The sequence below is a fragment of the Paraburkholderia pallida genome (assembly GCF_004524855.1).
Taxonomy (GTDB): Bacteria; Pseudomonadota; Gammaproteobacteria; order Burkholderiales; family Burkholderiaceae; genus Paraburkholderia; species Paraburkholderia oxyphila.
Genome location: NZ_CP038149.1, coordinates 191,466 through 206,816, shown reverse-complemented (window position 1 = coordinate 206,816; position 15,351 = coordinate 191,466). Strand labels below are relative to the sequence as shown.

The following is a 15,351-nucleotide window of genomic DNA, read 5'->3' as shown; positions in this document are numbered from 1 at the left end:
TTCGAGCACGTCTGCGCATTCAGACTTTCAGCGCCTCTCGCTACACGCCACTCGCCGCTCGCCGCTCGCCGCTCGCCGCTCGCCGCTCGCCGCTCGCCGCTCGCCGCTCGCCGCTCGCCGCTCGCCGCTGACCGATTCCACAGGAATGCCAATCAGTAATGCCATAGAGCAAATTGATCGTTCACGTTGGTATCGGTCATCGCATGGATTGCAGGCCTCGCGGCAATGGCGAAGTCCGGCCGGCCGCGCGACCGGTCAGTCGTCCGCGCAGAAGATCGTCGGTGTGATATTGGTGAAGTTCTTCACGTCGCCGATCACCTCGGCGGTCCTCGCTGAGGAAAGCGCCATATTGATCCCAACCTGATCGCTGAAGCGCAGTATCGCTACGCATGCGAAGGGTTGCTGAGTGGGCGATGGAAACAGAACCTCAGCCGATTGCAGGCCGAACTCGCTCCACGCCGAGCGCACAAGCGGAGCATGAGTCGAAAGGTAATACTCGCGATCAAACGTGGCGCCTTCTGCGCTCGGGTAGCTCACGATCAGGGTAGTCATATTCAATCCCGTGTTAAGAGGTGTTTGAGAGTGGCCTCAGGTGGTTGCACCGGCGCCTTGCAAGCGTGCTGGCAACGTTCGTGCGCGGCGCAGCAATTGCCAGCCGAACAACAACATCCACAGCGGCAGAACCAGCACGACGACCATCTCGCTGGCATTCGAAAGCGCGTCGAGATCAGGAAAGAAACCGAACAGGAAGAAGACCCCGAAAGCCCAACCGACAATCTTCAGCAGAATCGATCCCTTCCAGCCCGCCTTCTCGAGCAGGTTGGCGGCAATTAGCGTCCAGAAGAGCACGAGGGGACCCTCGATCCACCAGAGGCCGTTTTGCGTGCCATTGGCTATCGCCGTCCATACCGCCGCCGCGGCGTTTCTCGTGGCATCGTCACCGCCCGCGTAAAGATGGGCCAACGGGTGAAGGACGGCGAACTGCATGACAGCGCCGGTCACGCCCACCATGACGTACAACACAACGGCCATCGCCACCATGTTGCGAAGCGCACCCAGCTCTTCGCGAAATACGTGCACAAAGTATCCGCCAATGACGAGGAAGGGCAGATAGAAGCCGAGCGTGTCGGCAACCATGCACCAGCGAAACAGGTCGCGGGTATCCGGTGGCAATGCCAGCATCGGTGCGCCGTGCAGCACCATATCCGCATCCGGACCCGTCACCGCCAAAGACAACCCGACATTTGCGTATGCCAGAACGCCACCGATGATGGCGCTCCAGGCCGTGAAGCGCATTACCTTGCGCGAGGTCTGATTCATCATAGTCTCCGGGAATAACTCTAAACGTAGCCCGCATTGGACTTCCCGGTCGCCCGGGAACCTGGGTGCAGCGACGTCATCGCTCAATTGTGGGAAGGCGCGAGACGCTTCGATATTTGCCCGCCGCGTTGGACGCGCTCCAGGGCGCAGTAGCCGTAATAGATCGTCGGCATGAAGCCGGCCCACGTGCACAGCGCCAACGTGAAAAAATTGAGCACGACGTTGGTTTCCTCTCCGGGGATCTTGTAGAAATCGTAGATGCCGGCAATCGCAAGCGAGGCCATCGACGACACCGCCACACCCAGGGCCTCGAGCACCGCGCCAACGTTCAGCAATCGCTTGACGAAATAAGCGAGATAGATCGACAGCAGAATCCACATCGCCAGATAGTAGTAAGGCAACACCCCCGCGATGAAATCCGCTCCTACGAGGACGAATGTGAGCGCAAACGAAGCGACGAATACCGCTACGTCCTGCCGAATTGACGGCTTGTAGCCGTGCGTAATCGCCATCAGACCCGCGACGGCAATGACAGGCATACCGAAGCCGCGAGAGAACGCATCGAAGAAGTGCGCTACCTCATAGGAAACCGCATTGCCGGTGGCAAAAAATCCGATGGCGTTCGTTGCCGAGGTTCCAACGATCCACATCTCCAGCCCGAGAAGATAGTTTCGTTTCCTGACGATCTTCCAGCCGTAGAAAAACGAGCTCACCGCCAGCAAGGCACTAGAGAACATAAGAACTAAAGATCTGAGGTCCATGACTAAACTCCCAACTCCGGTTGCGTCTGATTGATCAATTTTTCTTCGGGTCAAGGCTTGCCAGATAGGTGGCAATGGCCTCGCGGTCTTCGGGCGAAAAGCCTGTCACAAGGTTCTTCATGACGCCCGTGGGTTCGCTGCGGGTGCCTGATGCGAACTCGTCGAACTGGGCGAGCAGATAGTCGTATCCCTGACCCGCCAAACGCGGAAACTGGTCGTGGCCCATCAATTGGGCACCGTGACATGCGACACAGTTGCCCGCGGCCACCAGGTGCTGCCCCTTCTCGCGTAGTTGCGCATCCGGCTTGAAGTAGTGATTCGCGACAGGGGTCACACCGGCGAAATATTCAGCCAGTGATTTGATCTGCGGATCGCTCATCGTCATCGCCAGCGGCCCCATGTTCGGATTGCGCCGCGCCTCACTCGCAAAATTGTGGAGCTGCGTTTCCAGGTAGGGCGCCGGCTGCCCCGCCAGACTCGGATACCCCTGATGGAGCGAATTGCCTTTGACTCCGTGACAGCCCATGCAGACGTCGGTCATATGCGGCCAGGGGCCGCCGTCAGCCAGGTAAGCCGAGGTCGACGTCGTGATAAAGCTCTGAAGCCGGTAAAGACCTAGCAGATCGGAACCGAAAATGGCCAGCAGCAGAACCATAACCAGAGGAATGCTAATCAATAGAATTTTTTTCATCGCTGCCCTCCTACGCCCGACGCAGGGCATTCAGCGCCTGAAGCGCGCCTTGATGGCCGGAGCGCACGGCGCCGTCCATGTAGCCGGCCCAGATGTTCGCGGTTTCCGTCCCCGACCAGATCAGCTTGCCGCAGGACGGGCGCAAAGCCTCGCCGTGAGCACTCCAGAAACCCGGCGGAATGGCGGAAACGCAGGTCAAGGTCCAGCGATCGACCCGGCCCCAGTCCTGATCGTGGTAGGCGATGGGAGACAGCGCTTCGTCGCCGAATGCCTGCGCGTACAGCTGCTTGTGCATGGCCATTGCGGCGTCCCGCCCGGACGGGACCATCGCGTTCTGGATAAACGCATTGATGACCCCGATCTCCCCGGCGGGCGGGGAATTGTCGTAGGCCCAGAGGATGGGGCCATTGACCTGGAAGATGCTGCCGTTCATGCCCTTGTCGCGCCAGAACGGACGGCGATAGACCATGGCCGTCTTGCGTGCCGGGGAATGCGCGGGCCAGGCACGCTGCAGGGCCGCACGCTTTTCAGGCAGGGGCGGATCGAACTGCACCTGATGACACAAAGCCGGATGGATGGCCATGATGACCGTCCGTGCCCGCACTTCTCCGTGTTCGGTATGCAGGGTGACGACGTCGCCATCCCATCCGGAAATCAGGCGGACCGGAGAAGACAGGCGCACCTTGTCGCCCAGTTGCTGGGCCATCTTGATGCTGAGGATTTGCGAGCCACCGATGAAGCGGGTTTCCTGGGCGCTGTGCTTGATGCTGTCGAGTTGCGAATAATCGCAATCCGCGGAATTGACCATCGAAAGGAAGTGCAGCAACCCCATCTTTGCTGGCGCCGCGCCGCCCGAAAGCGTGATGCTGCCATTCCATGCAACCTGGTCTTCAGGCTTGATATCCTGCTTTTCCAGCCAGTCACCGACCGAGAGCTTGTCCAGTTCGCCGGCCTTCGGGGACGTCCACGGTGCGCCGCAAGGCACGTCGCGCGAGAGCCTGCTGAGCTTTGCTCCGATCGCCTCGTCGGTGCCGAACGTGCCCTTCAGATCGGCGGTCACGCGACCGTCGCCGCCCAGAACGACCGTATTGCCGTCGTAGTAGGTCGGGAAGGTGCCGACACCCAGTTCGCGTGCGAGATCCGCAACGGCGGTCTGTCCGGGCCCGATCCATTGCCCGCCGACTTCCGAAACGTACCCACCAGGGATGTCGTAGTTGAACGTTCGTCCCCCAACACGGTCCCGGGCTTCCAGCACCAGAAATGACTCGCTGCCCGCCTGACGCAGGTCTCGCGCGGCGGTCAGTCCAGCCAGCCCCGCACCTATGATGGCCACGTCGAGAATGTCGTCCGCGTGTGGCGCGCCCTTGCTGACTGCCGCATACGACTGTCCGGCGCCCATGGCGAGCGTGCCCACGGCAGCCGAGGCACCGGCATATTTGAGCCATTGCCTGCGCTGCAGGTTTGCAGCGCCATCAGGAGAAGATTTTTTTACCATAGTGCCTCTGTTTACGTGATGAAGCGCCCCGCTCCTCGCGAGCCACCGCAACCGCTGCGCTCTGGCGCGAGGTTTCACAACCGATCGATTCACCTTGCTGTCGCAATGATTCGGTATCCTTTTAAATTATCCTGGGCGCCACATCCGGGACCGCTATGCGCTTGAATTGACGACTCCAGCTACAGCACGACGGTGAACAGATCGCCCACGATGCCGTAATCGGCTGCGCTGAAGATCGGCGCTTCCTCGTTCAGTCACTTGTGCTACTTACGCTCGTCGCCGGAATGATCCCTTCTGCCTTCCACACCTGCTCCAGGCGCAGGAAGTTTTCCCGGTTGCGCGCCCTCGTCGCAGCACCGGGCGGATAGTCAATCCAGCGCGGCGGAAGCAACCCCTGCTCCCCGGCCTGCAGAAGTTCGGCCCGGACTTGCGCCCGGGTTTTGCCGGGCGCCGCGCTCACGTCCGCAGCCGGACGCGCGTCCGCGCGAGCCGCATCGGCCTGCGCACCCGGATCATCCGACACGCCACTCGAGACAGACACGGAATGCGGAATCGACGGCTCGGTGGGGCGAACACCGCCGCCACGCGCCTGGGCCGAAACGGTGACGGTAGTTAGCACAGCCGCGAAAGCTGCATGCCTTAATATGGCGGCGGTATTCATGTCGTAGTCCTAATGTAAAAATTCAGCCGGATTCACTGTCGACGCCCTGCTTACTCCTTCGCCCACCCGTTCTGATAGAGCTTTCCTGCCAGCACGCCCAGACGCAACGTGAGGTGGTAGTTCTCGCCGTCTTCGATCAGCGCGGAGCGCACATCGCGGAACAGCTTCTCGATCGGAAATTCACGGGTGGTGCCGTTGCCGCCGAACATCTGGAACGCCTCGTGCGTGATCTTCATCGCCTCTTCGGTCACGCTGACCTTGGCCTGGGCCGTTGCGTACGGATGGCTCTTCGGAGACAGACGTGAGAATGCGAGGCTGCGCCGCGCAATCGCACGCGCCATCTCCAGCCGGCGCAGCATCTCTCCCACGCGCAGTTGGGTCATCTGGTGGTCGATCAACAGCGCCCCACCTTGCTTGCGCTCGTGGCAATACGCCAGCGCGAGCTCGAACGCGGCGCGGGCCACGCCCACGAACACCTGGCACATGTGCGTGCCGGCGAACGACCAGGTCGAAGCCAGATTGCCGGGATAGTCGTCCTGCAGCGCAATGGCGAAACGCCTGGGCACCTTCACGTTGTCGAAGTAGATCTCGCCCTGCGGCAGCGAGCGCTGGCCGATTTTGTCGAGCGGCTTGCCGCGCGAGACACCCGGCAGATCAAGCGGAAGAATCATGCCGATGCCGTTGGTGAACGCGCTTCGTTCCCCGGTGCCATAAAAGCCATCGCCATAATCCGCCGCCATGTACGCGAGCGCCACCTGCGCGACCGAGCCGTTCGAGATCCACGCCGAACTCTGCCCGTTGATGACGATCTCGTCCGCACCCACCTTCGCCGTGAGGTTGCCCACCGGTTGCTTGCCGCCGGCGCTGAGTTCGTCGCGGTAGAGAATCGCGGCATCGGTGCCGCGGTCGGGCTGCGTGTTCATCCAGCAACCAATCTTGCCGGTGCACATGTCGATCAGTTCCTGATTGCCGACCGACTGCGCCATCATCAACGGAGCGGGCGCCACGCCGATCGAAATAGCAAGCCCTGCATCACCCCAGCCGAGCTCTTCGCCGATCAGCGATTCGATGCGCACCGCCATGTCTGGCGGAAGCTGCGCGAGCAGTTGCGGATCGAGGCCCAGCTTTGCACTCTCCATCATGGCCACCCAGTACGGCGAGCCAGGCGCGATCACTTCCTCCGGCGTCATGCGGTCCAGTTCGCGGCCGACGGGCTTCAGCACGTCGCGCGCGAAACGGTGAACCGTGTCCTGGATCGCACGCTCCTCCTCGCCCAGCGGCGTTTCGAAACCGGTCAATCCCGCCAGCGGCAACCCTACGGATTTGTGCAGTCGAATCATTTCAGTACTCCTCCTCTCCTGGACGCATATCGACCGGACTGCCCCGCAACCCAGTCGCCTCATTTGTAGATCAACATACCAAACATAGGTAACAATACAAAATAGAATACGAAAAAAAAAGACAGGGTATTCCCCTGTCCTTTTTCTTTGCCGGCATGGGCCCGTGGCGGCTAGGCCGTCTCGGCGTCTACCGTCTTCCCCCACACCAGGTTATACGCGGTCTGAAGGAAGATCGCCTCAAACCCTCGCATGTACGCCCGCTTACTGCGCGGGGTGCCCAGATGAAGGGTCATGCCGTCCACCATCGAAATGAGCAGCACGGCGATATGTGCACTCTCGGCCGTTCCACGCTCCGGATTGGCGGCATGAATAAGCTTGGTCAGTTCGCTCGTCAAGGTGTCGTACCACTCGTCGCGCATCTGTGCGCACTCGGGGTCGCTAGACGCAAACGAAAAGAAATGCCACCACAGCGGGATGTTCTTCGAGTCCTTCGCGTCCCGCAACGACTGATCGAGAATGGCTTCGATCGTCGCACGCGGCGAGGCGTTGCTCTGGAGCGCCTGTTTCAGCGCATCGAGATACGTGTCGATCACAGGCGCCATGACCGCCCGCAGGACGGCAGGCCGCGTCGGGAAATAGTATTGAAGGTTGCTGACGCTGATTCCCGCTTTCAGGGCGACGGCACGCAGCGAGAAGTCTATCGGGCCACTTTCGAGCAAGAGCTTCCTTGCCACACGAACAATGGCATTGCGTGTACGTACGCCTTGGGCCCGCAGACCGTCGGGTGAAGCGCCCGTGGAAGGTGCTGCGCTCGATGTCCGCCGCTTGCGGGTGCTGGGCTCTTTTGGCACTGTCATCGCTTTCCGCCTTGAGTAAGGTAGACGCCTCGCCGAGGAGAGGCAACGCGGTCAGACGAACCGCTTCCTAGGTAAACATGACTATACCTTACAACAGGCTGAAACTCCATCCGCATGGCGGAGCATGCGGCGGTGTTCGTGCCCGCTCTTCATCACCCTCAACCGCAGTAGCCGGGCATCGATCCGCTCGCCCAATGCCCCGGCAGGTTCGTCACGAGCGTCCCCTACCTTGACGTGCGTTACGCCCGCAGCGCTTGCGCCGCGCGCGCCTTGCTGTTCACGCGTTCGTCGAGCGCGTTCGTCACGCCCAGCGCCCCATTGACGACGCACCATCGCAACGGCTCGGGCAGCGTCGATGGCGTCTTGTGATCCAGCGCCGAAAGGAGCGGATTTTCGGCGCCGCGAATCCGCCCGGCAATCAGGTTGCCCACCATGGACTGGGCAGCCACGCCATGTCCGGAGCATCCTGCACTGTAGAAGATGTTCCGATGCGCCCCTGTTGCCCCGACGACCGGCAGCGCGTCATTGGCCAGGCTGATATAGCCGCTCCAGCATGCCCGCAGCGCGATGCCTTTGAGCGTGGGGAAGCGGTCATGCAGAGCCGTGCGCAGCTCGCGATACGACTCGTAGTCGGGCACGTTCGGCGTTTTGGAGCCGTACGGGTAATGGATGCGCTTCGTCGTCACCACGAGTGTGTTGTTGACGGTCAGGCGGTGGCTTTCCATGGTCCAGTGTGCCGTCACGATGCCTTCGCGTCGTGGCCAGCCCAAGGTCTTGCACTGCGTATCGGAAAGCGGCTCGGTCTCGATCGCCGAGACCCTCAACGGTATGACCTTGTCTGCAAGCAGGCCCAGTTGCGGCGTATACGCGTTGGTGGCCAGCATCAGCGCCGGGGCGCTCGCACTGCCTCGCGGGGTTTGCACCTTGATGACCGCCCCCTCCGTGTAAGACAGCAGCGGCGTATGCTCGTAGATCTTCACGCCCGCCCGCAGCGCCGCGCGCCTGAGCCCCATCACATACTTGCCGGGGTGGAGCGTGCCACCGCGCGACACGTAGTTGCCAAACAGAAACGCCGGCGGAATACCGCGTGCACGCATCTCAGCCTGATCGAGAAACTCCGACTGAAGGCCCAACTCGGTGCCGGTTCGCATATCCTCGCGCACCTTCTCTTCCTGAGCCGGATCGATGCCGGCACGAATCAGCCCTGTCTGGTTGTAGTCGCAGTCTATTTCGTACTCCTTGAGCTTTCCCTCCACGAAGGGGACGGCGTCCTCGTAGTAGCGGACGATCTCCTTGCCTTTTTCGTTGCCGATGCTCTTGAGGAAAAGATCGTATTCGAGCGCGAGTGCGCCGGCCAGATAACCCGCATTGCGTCCACTTGCACCGAATCCGGCAAACTCGCGCTCGAGCACGACCACTTTCGCTCCGTGCCTGACCAGCTCCAGCGCAGCCGAAAGCCCGGCAAACCCGGCGCCGACGATGACCACGTCCGCGCTCACGTCGCCCACGAGTTCCGGCTGCAAGTCGTCTGGTTTTTCCACCCAGCCGCCAAGCGCGCGATACTTCTCCATGTCAGCGGTCAATTTGAGTTCCTCCACGGGTCCAGCCGATTCGACCCGCGAGCATTGCGTAGCCGCCACGGCTGGCACCACTACGGCTGCCGCCGCCGCGCCCTTGATGAACGTGCGGCGGCTCACTCCGGAGCGCGAGCCGTCTTGCTGTTCTGCCTGTGTTTCCGTCGTCTCGCTCATACCCGCTCCATCAAGTCTTGCTCAGAATGTGGACAGCAAGCGCCGCCTCTTCGATGCCCTGAAATCCACCGCCGTTTTCCTGAATCGCGTGACGCGCGCCGCGTACCTGACGCGCGCCCGCTTCGCCACGCAGTTGAGTCACCAGTTCGTAGAGCTGACCGATTCCTGTCGCGCCCAGCGGATGCCCCTTCGATTCGAGGCCGCCGGATGGGTTGATGGGAATGCGGCCGCCGAGCGTGAACTCGCCGCCTTCGGCTGCGGGACCGCCCTGGCCGATCGGGACCAGTTGCAGATTTTCGGCCTGGATGATCTCGCCCATTGCCGACGCGTCGTGCACCTCGGCAACATCCATGTCCTCGGGGCCGAGGCTTGCCTGCTCATAGGCCTGCAGCGCCGCGAGGCGGCCGATATTCTTTTCCGGCTCGTCGATGCCCCGATGCGTGAAGCTGCGGATCACGCTCGCCGCAATCCGGATGCAGCAGCGGCGATCGGCACCGATGCGCCGCAAGCCTGCCTCGGTACACAGGATCGCCGCGGCCGCGCCGTCCGAAACCGGCGCACACATGGGCAGCGTGATCGGATACGTGATCGGCGGCGCCGCGAGCACTTCGTCGATCGTGAACGGCTGGCGAAACTGCGAATACGGGTTGTGCACCGAATGCAGGTGGTTCTTCGACGAAACCGCTGCGATCTGGCGCTGCGTGGTGCCATAGGTCTTCATGTGATACCGGCACAGCGCGGCATAAACCGACATGAAGCGGCTATAGGGTCGATCGGACTCCGAACCGGGCGGCGCGTGAACACCCTCGCCGAGCTTCATCAGGCTGGCGAAGTTCTCCTCGACACGCGACACGTCCCAGCCCGCCTCGAACAGGGCGAACGACTTCGCCTTGTCCGCGACGTTCATCTTCTCTGCGCCGAGCGCGAGCGCGACATCGCAGGCACCCGACCTGAGTGCCTGGCCCGCGAGGTGCACCGCGGTGCTGCCCGAAGCGCAGGCGTTCTCGACGTTGTGGACCGCGATGCCTTCAATGCCAATTTTGCTGAACACGACCTGCCCTGGAATCGATAGCTGGCCCTGCAGCGGCCCGCTGGTGATGCCAGCATAGAAAGCCGCGCCGATCGCCCCCGCATCGCAACCCGCATCCTTCAAAGCCCCGCGTAGCGCTTCGCCCGCGAGATCGTCGATGCTGCGCTCGAAGTGCCGGCCGAACACGGTCATTGCAATGCCGGCGATATAAATGTCGCTCATGGTGTCTTATTCCAGCGTGGCTGACTCAGATCCGGCGGGTTTGACCCTGCCAGTACTGCTCGCGCAAATCCTTCTTCAGTACCTTGCCGGCCATGCTGCGAGGCAGTGCTGCGATGAAGTCCACGCTCTTCGGTGCCTTGACCGAGCCGAGCTTTGCCTTGCACAACGCCACGAGCTCCTCGGCACTGACGCTCTGACCCGCGTTGAGCTCCACTACCGCCTTCACGGCCTCCCCCCACTTTTCATCGGGCACGCCGATCACTGCGCAATCCTGCACGGCCGGGTGCGCCCAGATCACCTGCTCGACTTCGCTCGGATAGACGTTGAAGCCACCACTGATGATCATGTCCTTCTTGCGGTCGGTGATGTGCAGATATCCTTCGGCATCCAGATGACCGATATCGCCCGTATGCAGCCAACCGTCAATGACCGTTTCCGCGGTCTTCTCCGGCGCCTTGTAGTAGCCCTTCATCACGAGGTCGCCGCGCACGCAGATTTCGCCACTCTCGCCCCGCGGCAAGATCTCGCCGCGATCGTTCAAGATCTCGACGCGAATCAGCGGGTTGGGCCTCCCGACTGACGAGAGCCGCTCTTGCGGTGCGAGCGCGCCTTCGACAAAGTGCTCGGCCGGCGTGAGATAGGAGATCGACGCCGGAGCTTCCGTCTGGCCGTAGCCGCCGGCCATGACTGGACCGAATACCTCGATCGCGCGCTTGAGCTTCTCCACCGACATCGGCGCAGCGCCATACAGAAAGCACTTGAGTGACGAAAAATCCTGGTCGTCGATGCCGGGGATATCGAGCAGGCGATAGATCACTGTTGGCGGCAGGAAGAACTCCGTGACCCGGTGCCTCGCGATCGCGGCGAGCAGACGCGCCGGCTCTGGCTTCGGCAGCACGACCACCGTACCGCCACGCGCGGTGCAAGGCAGAGACAGCATCCCTGTGGTATGCGTCATGGGCGCGGCAGCGAGATTCACCGGGCGCTCCACGCCATACGGAAACGCCATCATGAACCGCGCGAAGTAGGTCTGAAACGCGCGATGCGTATTCATCACGCCCTTGGGCAAGCCCGTCGTTCCGCCCGTGGCCGAAAGCGTCACGATATCGTCCATGTCGTAGTCGACACGCGGCTCGCTCGCCGGTTGAGCCGCGCTCCATTTTTCGAGCGACGGCGCCCATGGCAGATCGGCATCGATACAGATCCAGAGCCTGACCTTGGGGAGACTGGGACGCAGCGCTTCGATCGCCGGTGCGAACGCCTCGTGAAAGAACAGCGCTTCGCAATCGAACGTATCGAGGAGATACTGGTTCTCCAGCGGCGCGTTGCGCCCGTTCACCGGGATCCACACCACGCCCGCACGCCACAACCCCAGCGTGCAGGTCCATGCCGTGACATCGTTGTCGGCCCAGACCGCTGCCTTCGCTTCCTTTTCAAAGCCGGCGGCGAGCAGGCCGTTGGCGATGCGGCACGACAGTGTGTGCACCTCATCGAACGAATAGCTGCGCTCGTCCTGGATGTAGGCGATGCCGTTGCGGTTGATGCGCCAACCGCGATCGAAGAAGTCAATGATTGCCATGTCCCATGTTTCCCTGAATCGGTTCTGAATCTGCTCGTGCGTGGCGCTTACAGCTGAGCGACGGTCGCGCGCGCGAGCCCGCGCTGCTCGAGGAACCCGAGCAGATAGCGATGCCCGAATGCCTTGGAACCCGAGGCAAAGCCCACCTTCGCAGTCTCGCCGTCGAGCAGTTTGATCGCCGCGGCCGTCTGGATGGCGCCGGTCGAAATGTATGGCGTGATCCCGTGCACGGTCGCGCGCACTGCCGAGAGCTGGCCACGGCCGATCGCGAAGTCAACCGTGCGATGAAGCGACGTGCGCTCACGCGGCGGCATCGACGGTGTCACGGAATCGACAAGCTGCTTGAGGACCGCGTCCTGCTGCTCGCGCGGCAAGTTCGCATACTCGGCATCCCACTTCTGCTCGAGGCCGTGCACCATCTGCATCGCGTTGTTGTCGTAGAAACCCACGCACGAGATACAGCTGCGCACGCGTGGATCGTGCTCGAAGTGCACCGGCAGCGACGTACCGCCCCAAGGAAGCGCGAACACGGGCTGAAGGAAATCGGGGGAGGCGACGCTGAACGAAGCGTGCTTGTCATGCGGCACCAGCTTCTTTTCCCACAGATAGCACGATTCCTGGCGATACCCTCCGAAGATGGTCGCCGTGGAGCCCACGCTCACACCGGCGCCGGCGCCACGCGGACCGCGCGTCAAAGTCGCCGTCTCCAGCGCATCGACACCCGGCGTCTCGAGTGCCAGCTCGGCGGCGATTTCCGCGAACGTGTACATGTATGCATTCGACGGCGACAGCAGCAGACCGGCCTGACGGTACAGCTCGCCAAACTGCTCGCGCGCCTGGCGGATGAAGTGTTGCTCGCCGGTGGTGTCGAGGTAGTGACAACCGGCCTTGAGTGCCGCCTCCACCGTAACCAGCCCGAAATCGAAGAACGGCCCGACCGTGGTGCACACGACCTTCGCACCCCTGAATGCACTGGCGAGCGACTCGACGTTGTGCTCGGCCTCGATGATTTCGTAGTTAGCCGATTCAAGGCGCACGACACGCTGCGCCATCATGTCCTGCGTGCGCTTCGCATTGCGCGCGACCGCCGTAAAGGGAATGTCCTGGTCGATGAGCCAGTCCATGATCAACATGCCGGTGTAACCACTAGCGCCATAAACAACGACGGGATGCTTTGCCATGCTTGTCTCCTGAAACGTGATGGGTCAAATGTTGCGTCTCTCTAATGCCCGGTATGTCACCAACGACTGACGCGTAGTGCCGTCGGATGATGCTGCGATGATGCACGCGCGCTTAATAGAACACAATACAAAACTTAGTCCATGTTACAAAATATAGAAGGCGAAAAAAGACAGGGTATTCCCTGCCGTTTACGCGATTCCTGCTCCGCTATGCCGTAGCGGCTATTGCCTGCCTGCGGTGCTGCCTCCTGGCGTCAAGCCGGCGAGATAGCTGGCCACCGCGCGGATGTCTTCGCCGGACAAGGTGGCCGCCATCCCGTTCATTGCACCGCTCGGGTCATGACGTTCACCCGACTTGAAGGCGGCGAGTTGCTTCGCGAGATAGGCCTCGCCCTGGCCCGCCAGACGCGGTATCTGATCGCGGCCCATGAACGACGCTCCGTGGCAGGCCTGGCAGCTTTTCGCCGCGACTAGCGCCATGCCCCGCTTGTCGAGCGCCGCCTCTGCGTGCACCGCTTCACTCTGGGCCGGTGTCTGCCGCGCGAAATAACTAGCGAGCGATTTGATCTGTTCATCCGTGAGTGCCCTCGCAATCGCCCCCATGTAGGGATTAGCTCGCTGCCCAGTAGCAAACCCGTGCAACTGTGCGACGAGATAAGCCTCGGGCTGTCCGGACAGCGCCGGATACCAGGCATTGACGGACTGGCCGTGCGTACCATGACAGAAGTAACAGGTTTCCTGCGGTTGCGGCCAGGGGCCGCCGTTGGCCACCTCCGTCTTGTCGATCTCGTTCATCGCCTGTTCGAAATGCATGCCGTCGAGATAATCGCGTCCGTAGAGCGCTCCCGCGCCCACGACGCCTGCCAGCACGACGACTGCGCCAACGATCCATGCCCGTTTCATTCACGCCACCTCGCCGCGTCGAGTGAAACCTGCCAGCGCCTGCAAGGCTGCGCGGTGGCCCGAACGCACAGCGCCATCCATCGCGCCGGCCCAGATATCGGCGGTTTCGGTCCCCGACCAGATCAGGCGGCCGACTTCGGGATGCAAATACTTGCCCCATTTCGTCCAGAAGCCTGGCGGCATGGGATTGATGCAATGCAGGGTCCAGGGATCGACGCGGCCCCAGTCGTAGTCATGGAATTGCGCCGGACGCAGCGCGCGATCTCCGAATGCCTTGGCATACGTTGCCGACAGCGTCTTTTCGGCCGTCGTGGGATCGTCCGGCAACATCCCCGGCGCGACAAATGCGGCGATCACGCCGAGCGATGCATCGGGAGGCGAGTTGTCGTACGCCATGAAGACCGGGCCACCGACCTGGAAGATCGTTCCGCAGTAACCGGCGTCACGCCAGAACGGTTTGTCGTAGACGTGGACCGCCTTGCGCATTGGGGCATTGGTGGGCCAGTTCTGCTGGAGTTGCGCGCGCCCACCAGGCAACGGTGGATCGAAAACCACCTGATTGCACAGGGCCGGATTCATCGCCACGATCACGCGACGCGCTCTGACCACGCTCTGATCGGTGTGCAGCTCGACCACATCGCGGTCCCAGCCTGAGATCTTGCGCACTGGCGAGGACAGCCTGACCTTGTTGCCGAGCCGCTCGGCCATCTTGATGCTCAGACGCTGCGAGCCGCCGACGATGCGCGTCTCTTGCGCGCCGCCCTTGAACGCTTCGAGCTGCGTGTAGTTGCAGCTCGCACTGTTGATCATCGATAAGTAATGCAGAAGACCTAGCTGGGCTGGCGCACCGCCCGTAGTCAGCTTTGCCGCCAGCGCGAGAAAGTAGCCATCCTCGTATTTCACGCCCTGCTGCAAGAGCCAGTCGCCGTACGAGAGCTTGTCCAGTTCCGCCAGGTGCGGTGCCTTCCACGGCGCGCCGGACGGCACACCGCGCGCCAGCTCGGCAAGCCGGTTACCGATCGTTTCGTCGCCCCCCGTGCCGCCCTGAAAATCCTGGGCCACCGCCACGTCCTGTGCCAGCACGACGGTCTTGCCGGTGTACCAGCTCGGAAAGGTGTCGATCCCGAGCTCACGGGCCAGATCGAAGATGGCGGTCTGGCCAGGACCGATCCACTGCCCGCCGGCTTCGGAAACGATGCCGTGGCCGAGGTCATGGTTATAGGTGCGTCCACCAACGCGGTTGCGGGCCTCGAGCACGACGAACGAATCGCATCCGGCCAGTTCGAGGTCGCGGCCCGCGGTCAATCCCGCGAGACCCGCCCCGATGATTGCGACGTCCAGAGCATCGCCGTCCGTGGGTTTCGTTACGGCGGCCTGCGCCAGCGACATGCCACCAGCCGCCAGTGACGCCGCACCCATCGCCGTAAAGCGTAGAAGCTGGCGCCGCGTCTGGGTATCCGGCCTGCGTTTCCGATCCATCTTTGATGACCAGGTCAGTTTCATTGTTCCTCTACTGTTTTCTCTGCTCTTGAGGAAAGCGCTTTAACAAGGTGGGGACTT

At 62.1% G+C, this 15,351-nt stretch carries 14 protein-coding genes; all 14 read right to left on the bottom strand.

Features of this window, described 5'->3' with window-relative positions:
• Window positions 1–255: 255 nt before the first annotated feature.
• A complete protein-coding gene (locus E1956_RS16285; protein ID WP_134750991.1) occupies window positions 256–552 on the bottom strand; it encodes an EthD family reductase in 297 nt (98 codons plus the stop codon).
• A 36-nt stretch (window positions 553–588) separates the two neighbouring features.
• Window positions 589–1,323 carry a hypothetical protein gene (locus tag E1956_RS16280; protein ID WP_134750990.1) on the bottom strand — a complete coding sequence of 245 codons (735 nt, stop codon included), beginning with the start codon at window positions 1,321–1,323 and terminating at the stop codon, window positions 589–591.
• Between the two features lie 80 nt (window positions 1,324–1,403).
• Window positions 1,404–2,081: a hypothetical protein gene (locus E1956_RS16275; RefSeq protein ID WP_134750988.1), complete on the bottom strand. Its 678-nt coding sequence runs from the start codon at window positions 2,079–2,081 to the stop codon at window positions 1,404–1,406.
• Window positions 2,082–2,115: 34 nt separating this feature from the next.
• A complete protein-coding gene (locus E1956_RS16270) occupies window positions 2,116–2,772 on the bottom strand; it encodes a c-type cytochrome (RefSeq protein ID WP_134750986.1) in 657 nt (218 codons plus the stop codon).
• Between the two features lie 10 nt (window positions 2,773–2,782).
• Entirely contained in the window at window positions 2,783–4,267 is a 1,485-nt protein-coding gene (locus E1956_RS16265) for a flavin monoamine oxidase family protein (RefSeq protein ID WP_134750984.1), read from the bottom strand.
• Window positions 4,268–4,517: 250 nt separating this feature from the next.
• Window positions 4,518–4,928, bottom strand: coding sequence for a DUF4148 domain-containing protein (locus E1956_RS16260; protein ID WP_134750982.1), 411 nt, complete (start codon window positions 4,926–4,928; stop codon window positions 4,518–4,520).
• Window positions 4,929–4,978: 50 nt separating this feature from the next.
• Window positions 4,979–6,268 (bottom strand): acyl-CoA dehydrogenase family protein, encoded by a 1,290-nt coding sequence (locus E1956_RS16255; RefSeq protein ID WP_134750980.1) that lies wholly within the window; start codon window positions 6,266–6,268, stop codon window positions 4,979–4,981.
• Window positions 6,269–6,438: 170 nt separating this feature from the next.
• Complete coding sequence (locus E1956_RS16250; protein ID WP_134750978.1) at window positions 6,439–7,125, bottom strand: TetR/AcrR family transcriptional regulator; 687 nt, start codon at window positions 7,123–7,125, stop codon at window positions 6,439–6,441.
• A gap of 239 nt (window positions 7,126–7,364) precedes the next feature.
• On the bottom strand, window positions 7,365–8,696 hold the full coding sequence (locus E1956_RS16245; protein WP_232071807.1) for an NAD(P)/FAD-dependent oxidoreductase: 1,332 nt from the start codon (window positions 8,694–8,696) through the stop codon (window positions 7,365–7,367).
• Between the two features lie 190 nt (window positions 8,697–8,886).
• Complete coding sequence (locus E1956_RS16240) at window positions 8,887–10,128, bottom strand: thiolase family protein (RefSeq protein ID WP_134750974.1); 1,242 nt, start codon at window positions 10,126–10,128, stop codon at window positions 8,887–8,889.
• 25 nt (window positions 10,129–10,153) lie between these two features.
• Window positions 10,154–11,707: an AMP-binding protein gene (locus E1956_RS16235; protein ID WP_134750972.1), complete on the bottom strand. Its 1,554-nt coding sequence runs from the start codon at window positions 11,705–11,707 to the stop codon at window positions 10,154–10,156.
• A gap of 47 nt (window positions 11,708–11,754) precedes the next feature.
• A complete protein-coding gene (locus E1956_RS16230; RefSeq protein WP_134750970.1) occupies window positions 11,755–12,888 on the bottom strand; it encodes a saccharopine dehydrogenase family protein in 1,134 nt (377 codons plus the stop codon).
• 222 nt (window positions 12,889–13,110) lie between these two features.
• The gene (locus E1956_RS16225) at window positions 13,111–13,791 is read right to left on the bottom strand and encodes a c-type cytochrome (RefSeq protein WP_134750968.1); all 681 of its coding nucleotides are present in this window, start codon (window positions 13,789–13,791) and stop codon (window positions 13,111–13,113) included.
• Window positions 13,792–15,270, bottom strand: a complete 1,479-nt coding sequence (locus tag E1956_RS16220; RefSeq protein ID WP_134750966.1) for a flavin monoamine oxidase family protein — start codon at window positions 15,268–15,270, stop codon at window positions 13,792–13,794.
• Window positions 15,271–15,351 lie beyond the last annotated feature (81 nt).

What these genes read in the sequence shown, in the direction of transcription:
- E1956_RS16225 (WP_134750968.1), bottom strand. Translation starts at nt 13,791, where the DNA reads ATGAAACGGGCATGGATCGTTGGCGCAGTCGTCGTGCTGGCAGGCGTC.
- E1956_RS16265 (WP_134750984.1), bottom strand. Translation starts at nt 4,267, where the DNA reads ATGGTAAAAAAATCTTCTCCTGATGGCGCTGCAAACCTGCAGCGCAGG.
- E1956_RS16240 (WP_134750974.1), bottom strand. Translation starts at nt 10,128, where the DNA reads ATGAGCGACATTTATATCGCCGGCATTGCAATGACCGTGTTCGGCCGG.
- E1956_RS16220 (WP_134750966.1), bottom strand. Translation starts at nt 15,270, where the DNA reads ATGGATCGGAAACGCAGGCCGGATACCCAGACGCGGCGCCAGCTTCTA.
- E1956_RS16230 (WP_134750970.1), bottom strand. Translation starts at nt 12,888, where the DNA reads ATGGCAAAGCATCCCGTCGTTGTTTATGGCGCTAGTGGTTACACCGGC.
- E1956_RS16280 (WP_134750990.1), bottom strand. Translation starts at nt 1,323, where the DNA reads ATGATGAATCAGACCTCGCGCAAGGTAATGCGCTTCACGGCCTGGAGC.
- E1956_RS16275 (WP_134750988.1), bottom strand. Translation starts at nt 2,081, where the DNA reads ATGGACCTCAGATCTTTAGTTCTTATGTTCTCTAGTGCCTTGCTGGCG.
- E1956_RS16250 (WP_134750978.1), bottom strand. Translation starts at nt 7,125, where the DNA reads ATGACAGTGCCAAAAGAGCCCAGCACCCGCAAGCGGCGGACATCGAGC.
- E1956_RS16285 (WP_134750991.1), bottom strand. Translation starts at nt 552, where the DNA reads ATGACTACCCTGATCGTGAGCTACCCGAGCGCAGAAGGCGCCACGTTT.
- E1956_RS16245 (WP_232071807.1), bottom strand. Translation starts at nt 8,696, where the DNA reads ATGGAGAAGTATCGCGCGCTTGGCGGCTGGGTGGAAAAACCAGACGAC.
- E1956_RS16260 (WP_134750982.1), bottom strand. Translation starts at nt 4,928, where the DNA reads ATGAATACCGCCGCCATATTAAGGCATGCAGCTTTCGCGGCTGTGCTA.
- E1956_RS16235 (WP_134750972.1), bottom strand. Translation starts at nt 11,707, where the DNA reads ATGGCAATCATTGACTTCTTCGATCGCGGTTGGCGCATCAACCGCAAC.
- E1956_RS16255 (WP_134750980.1), bottom strand. Translation starts at nt 6,268, where the DNA reads ATGATTCGACTGCACAAATCCGTAGGGTTGCCGCTGGCGGGATTGACC.
- E1956_RS16270 (WP_134750986.1), bottom strand. Translation starts at nt 2,772, where the DNA reads ATGAAAAAAATTCTATTGATTAGCATTCCTCTGGTTATGGTTCTGCTG.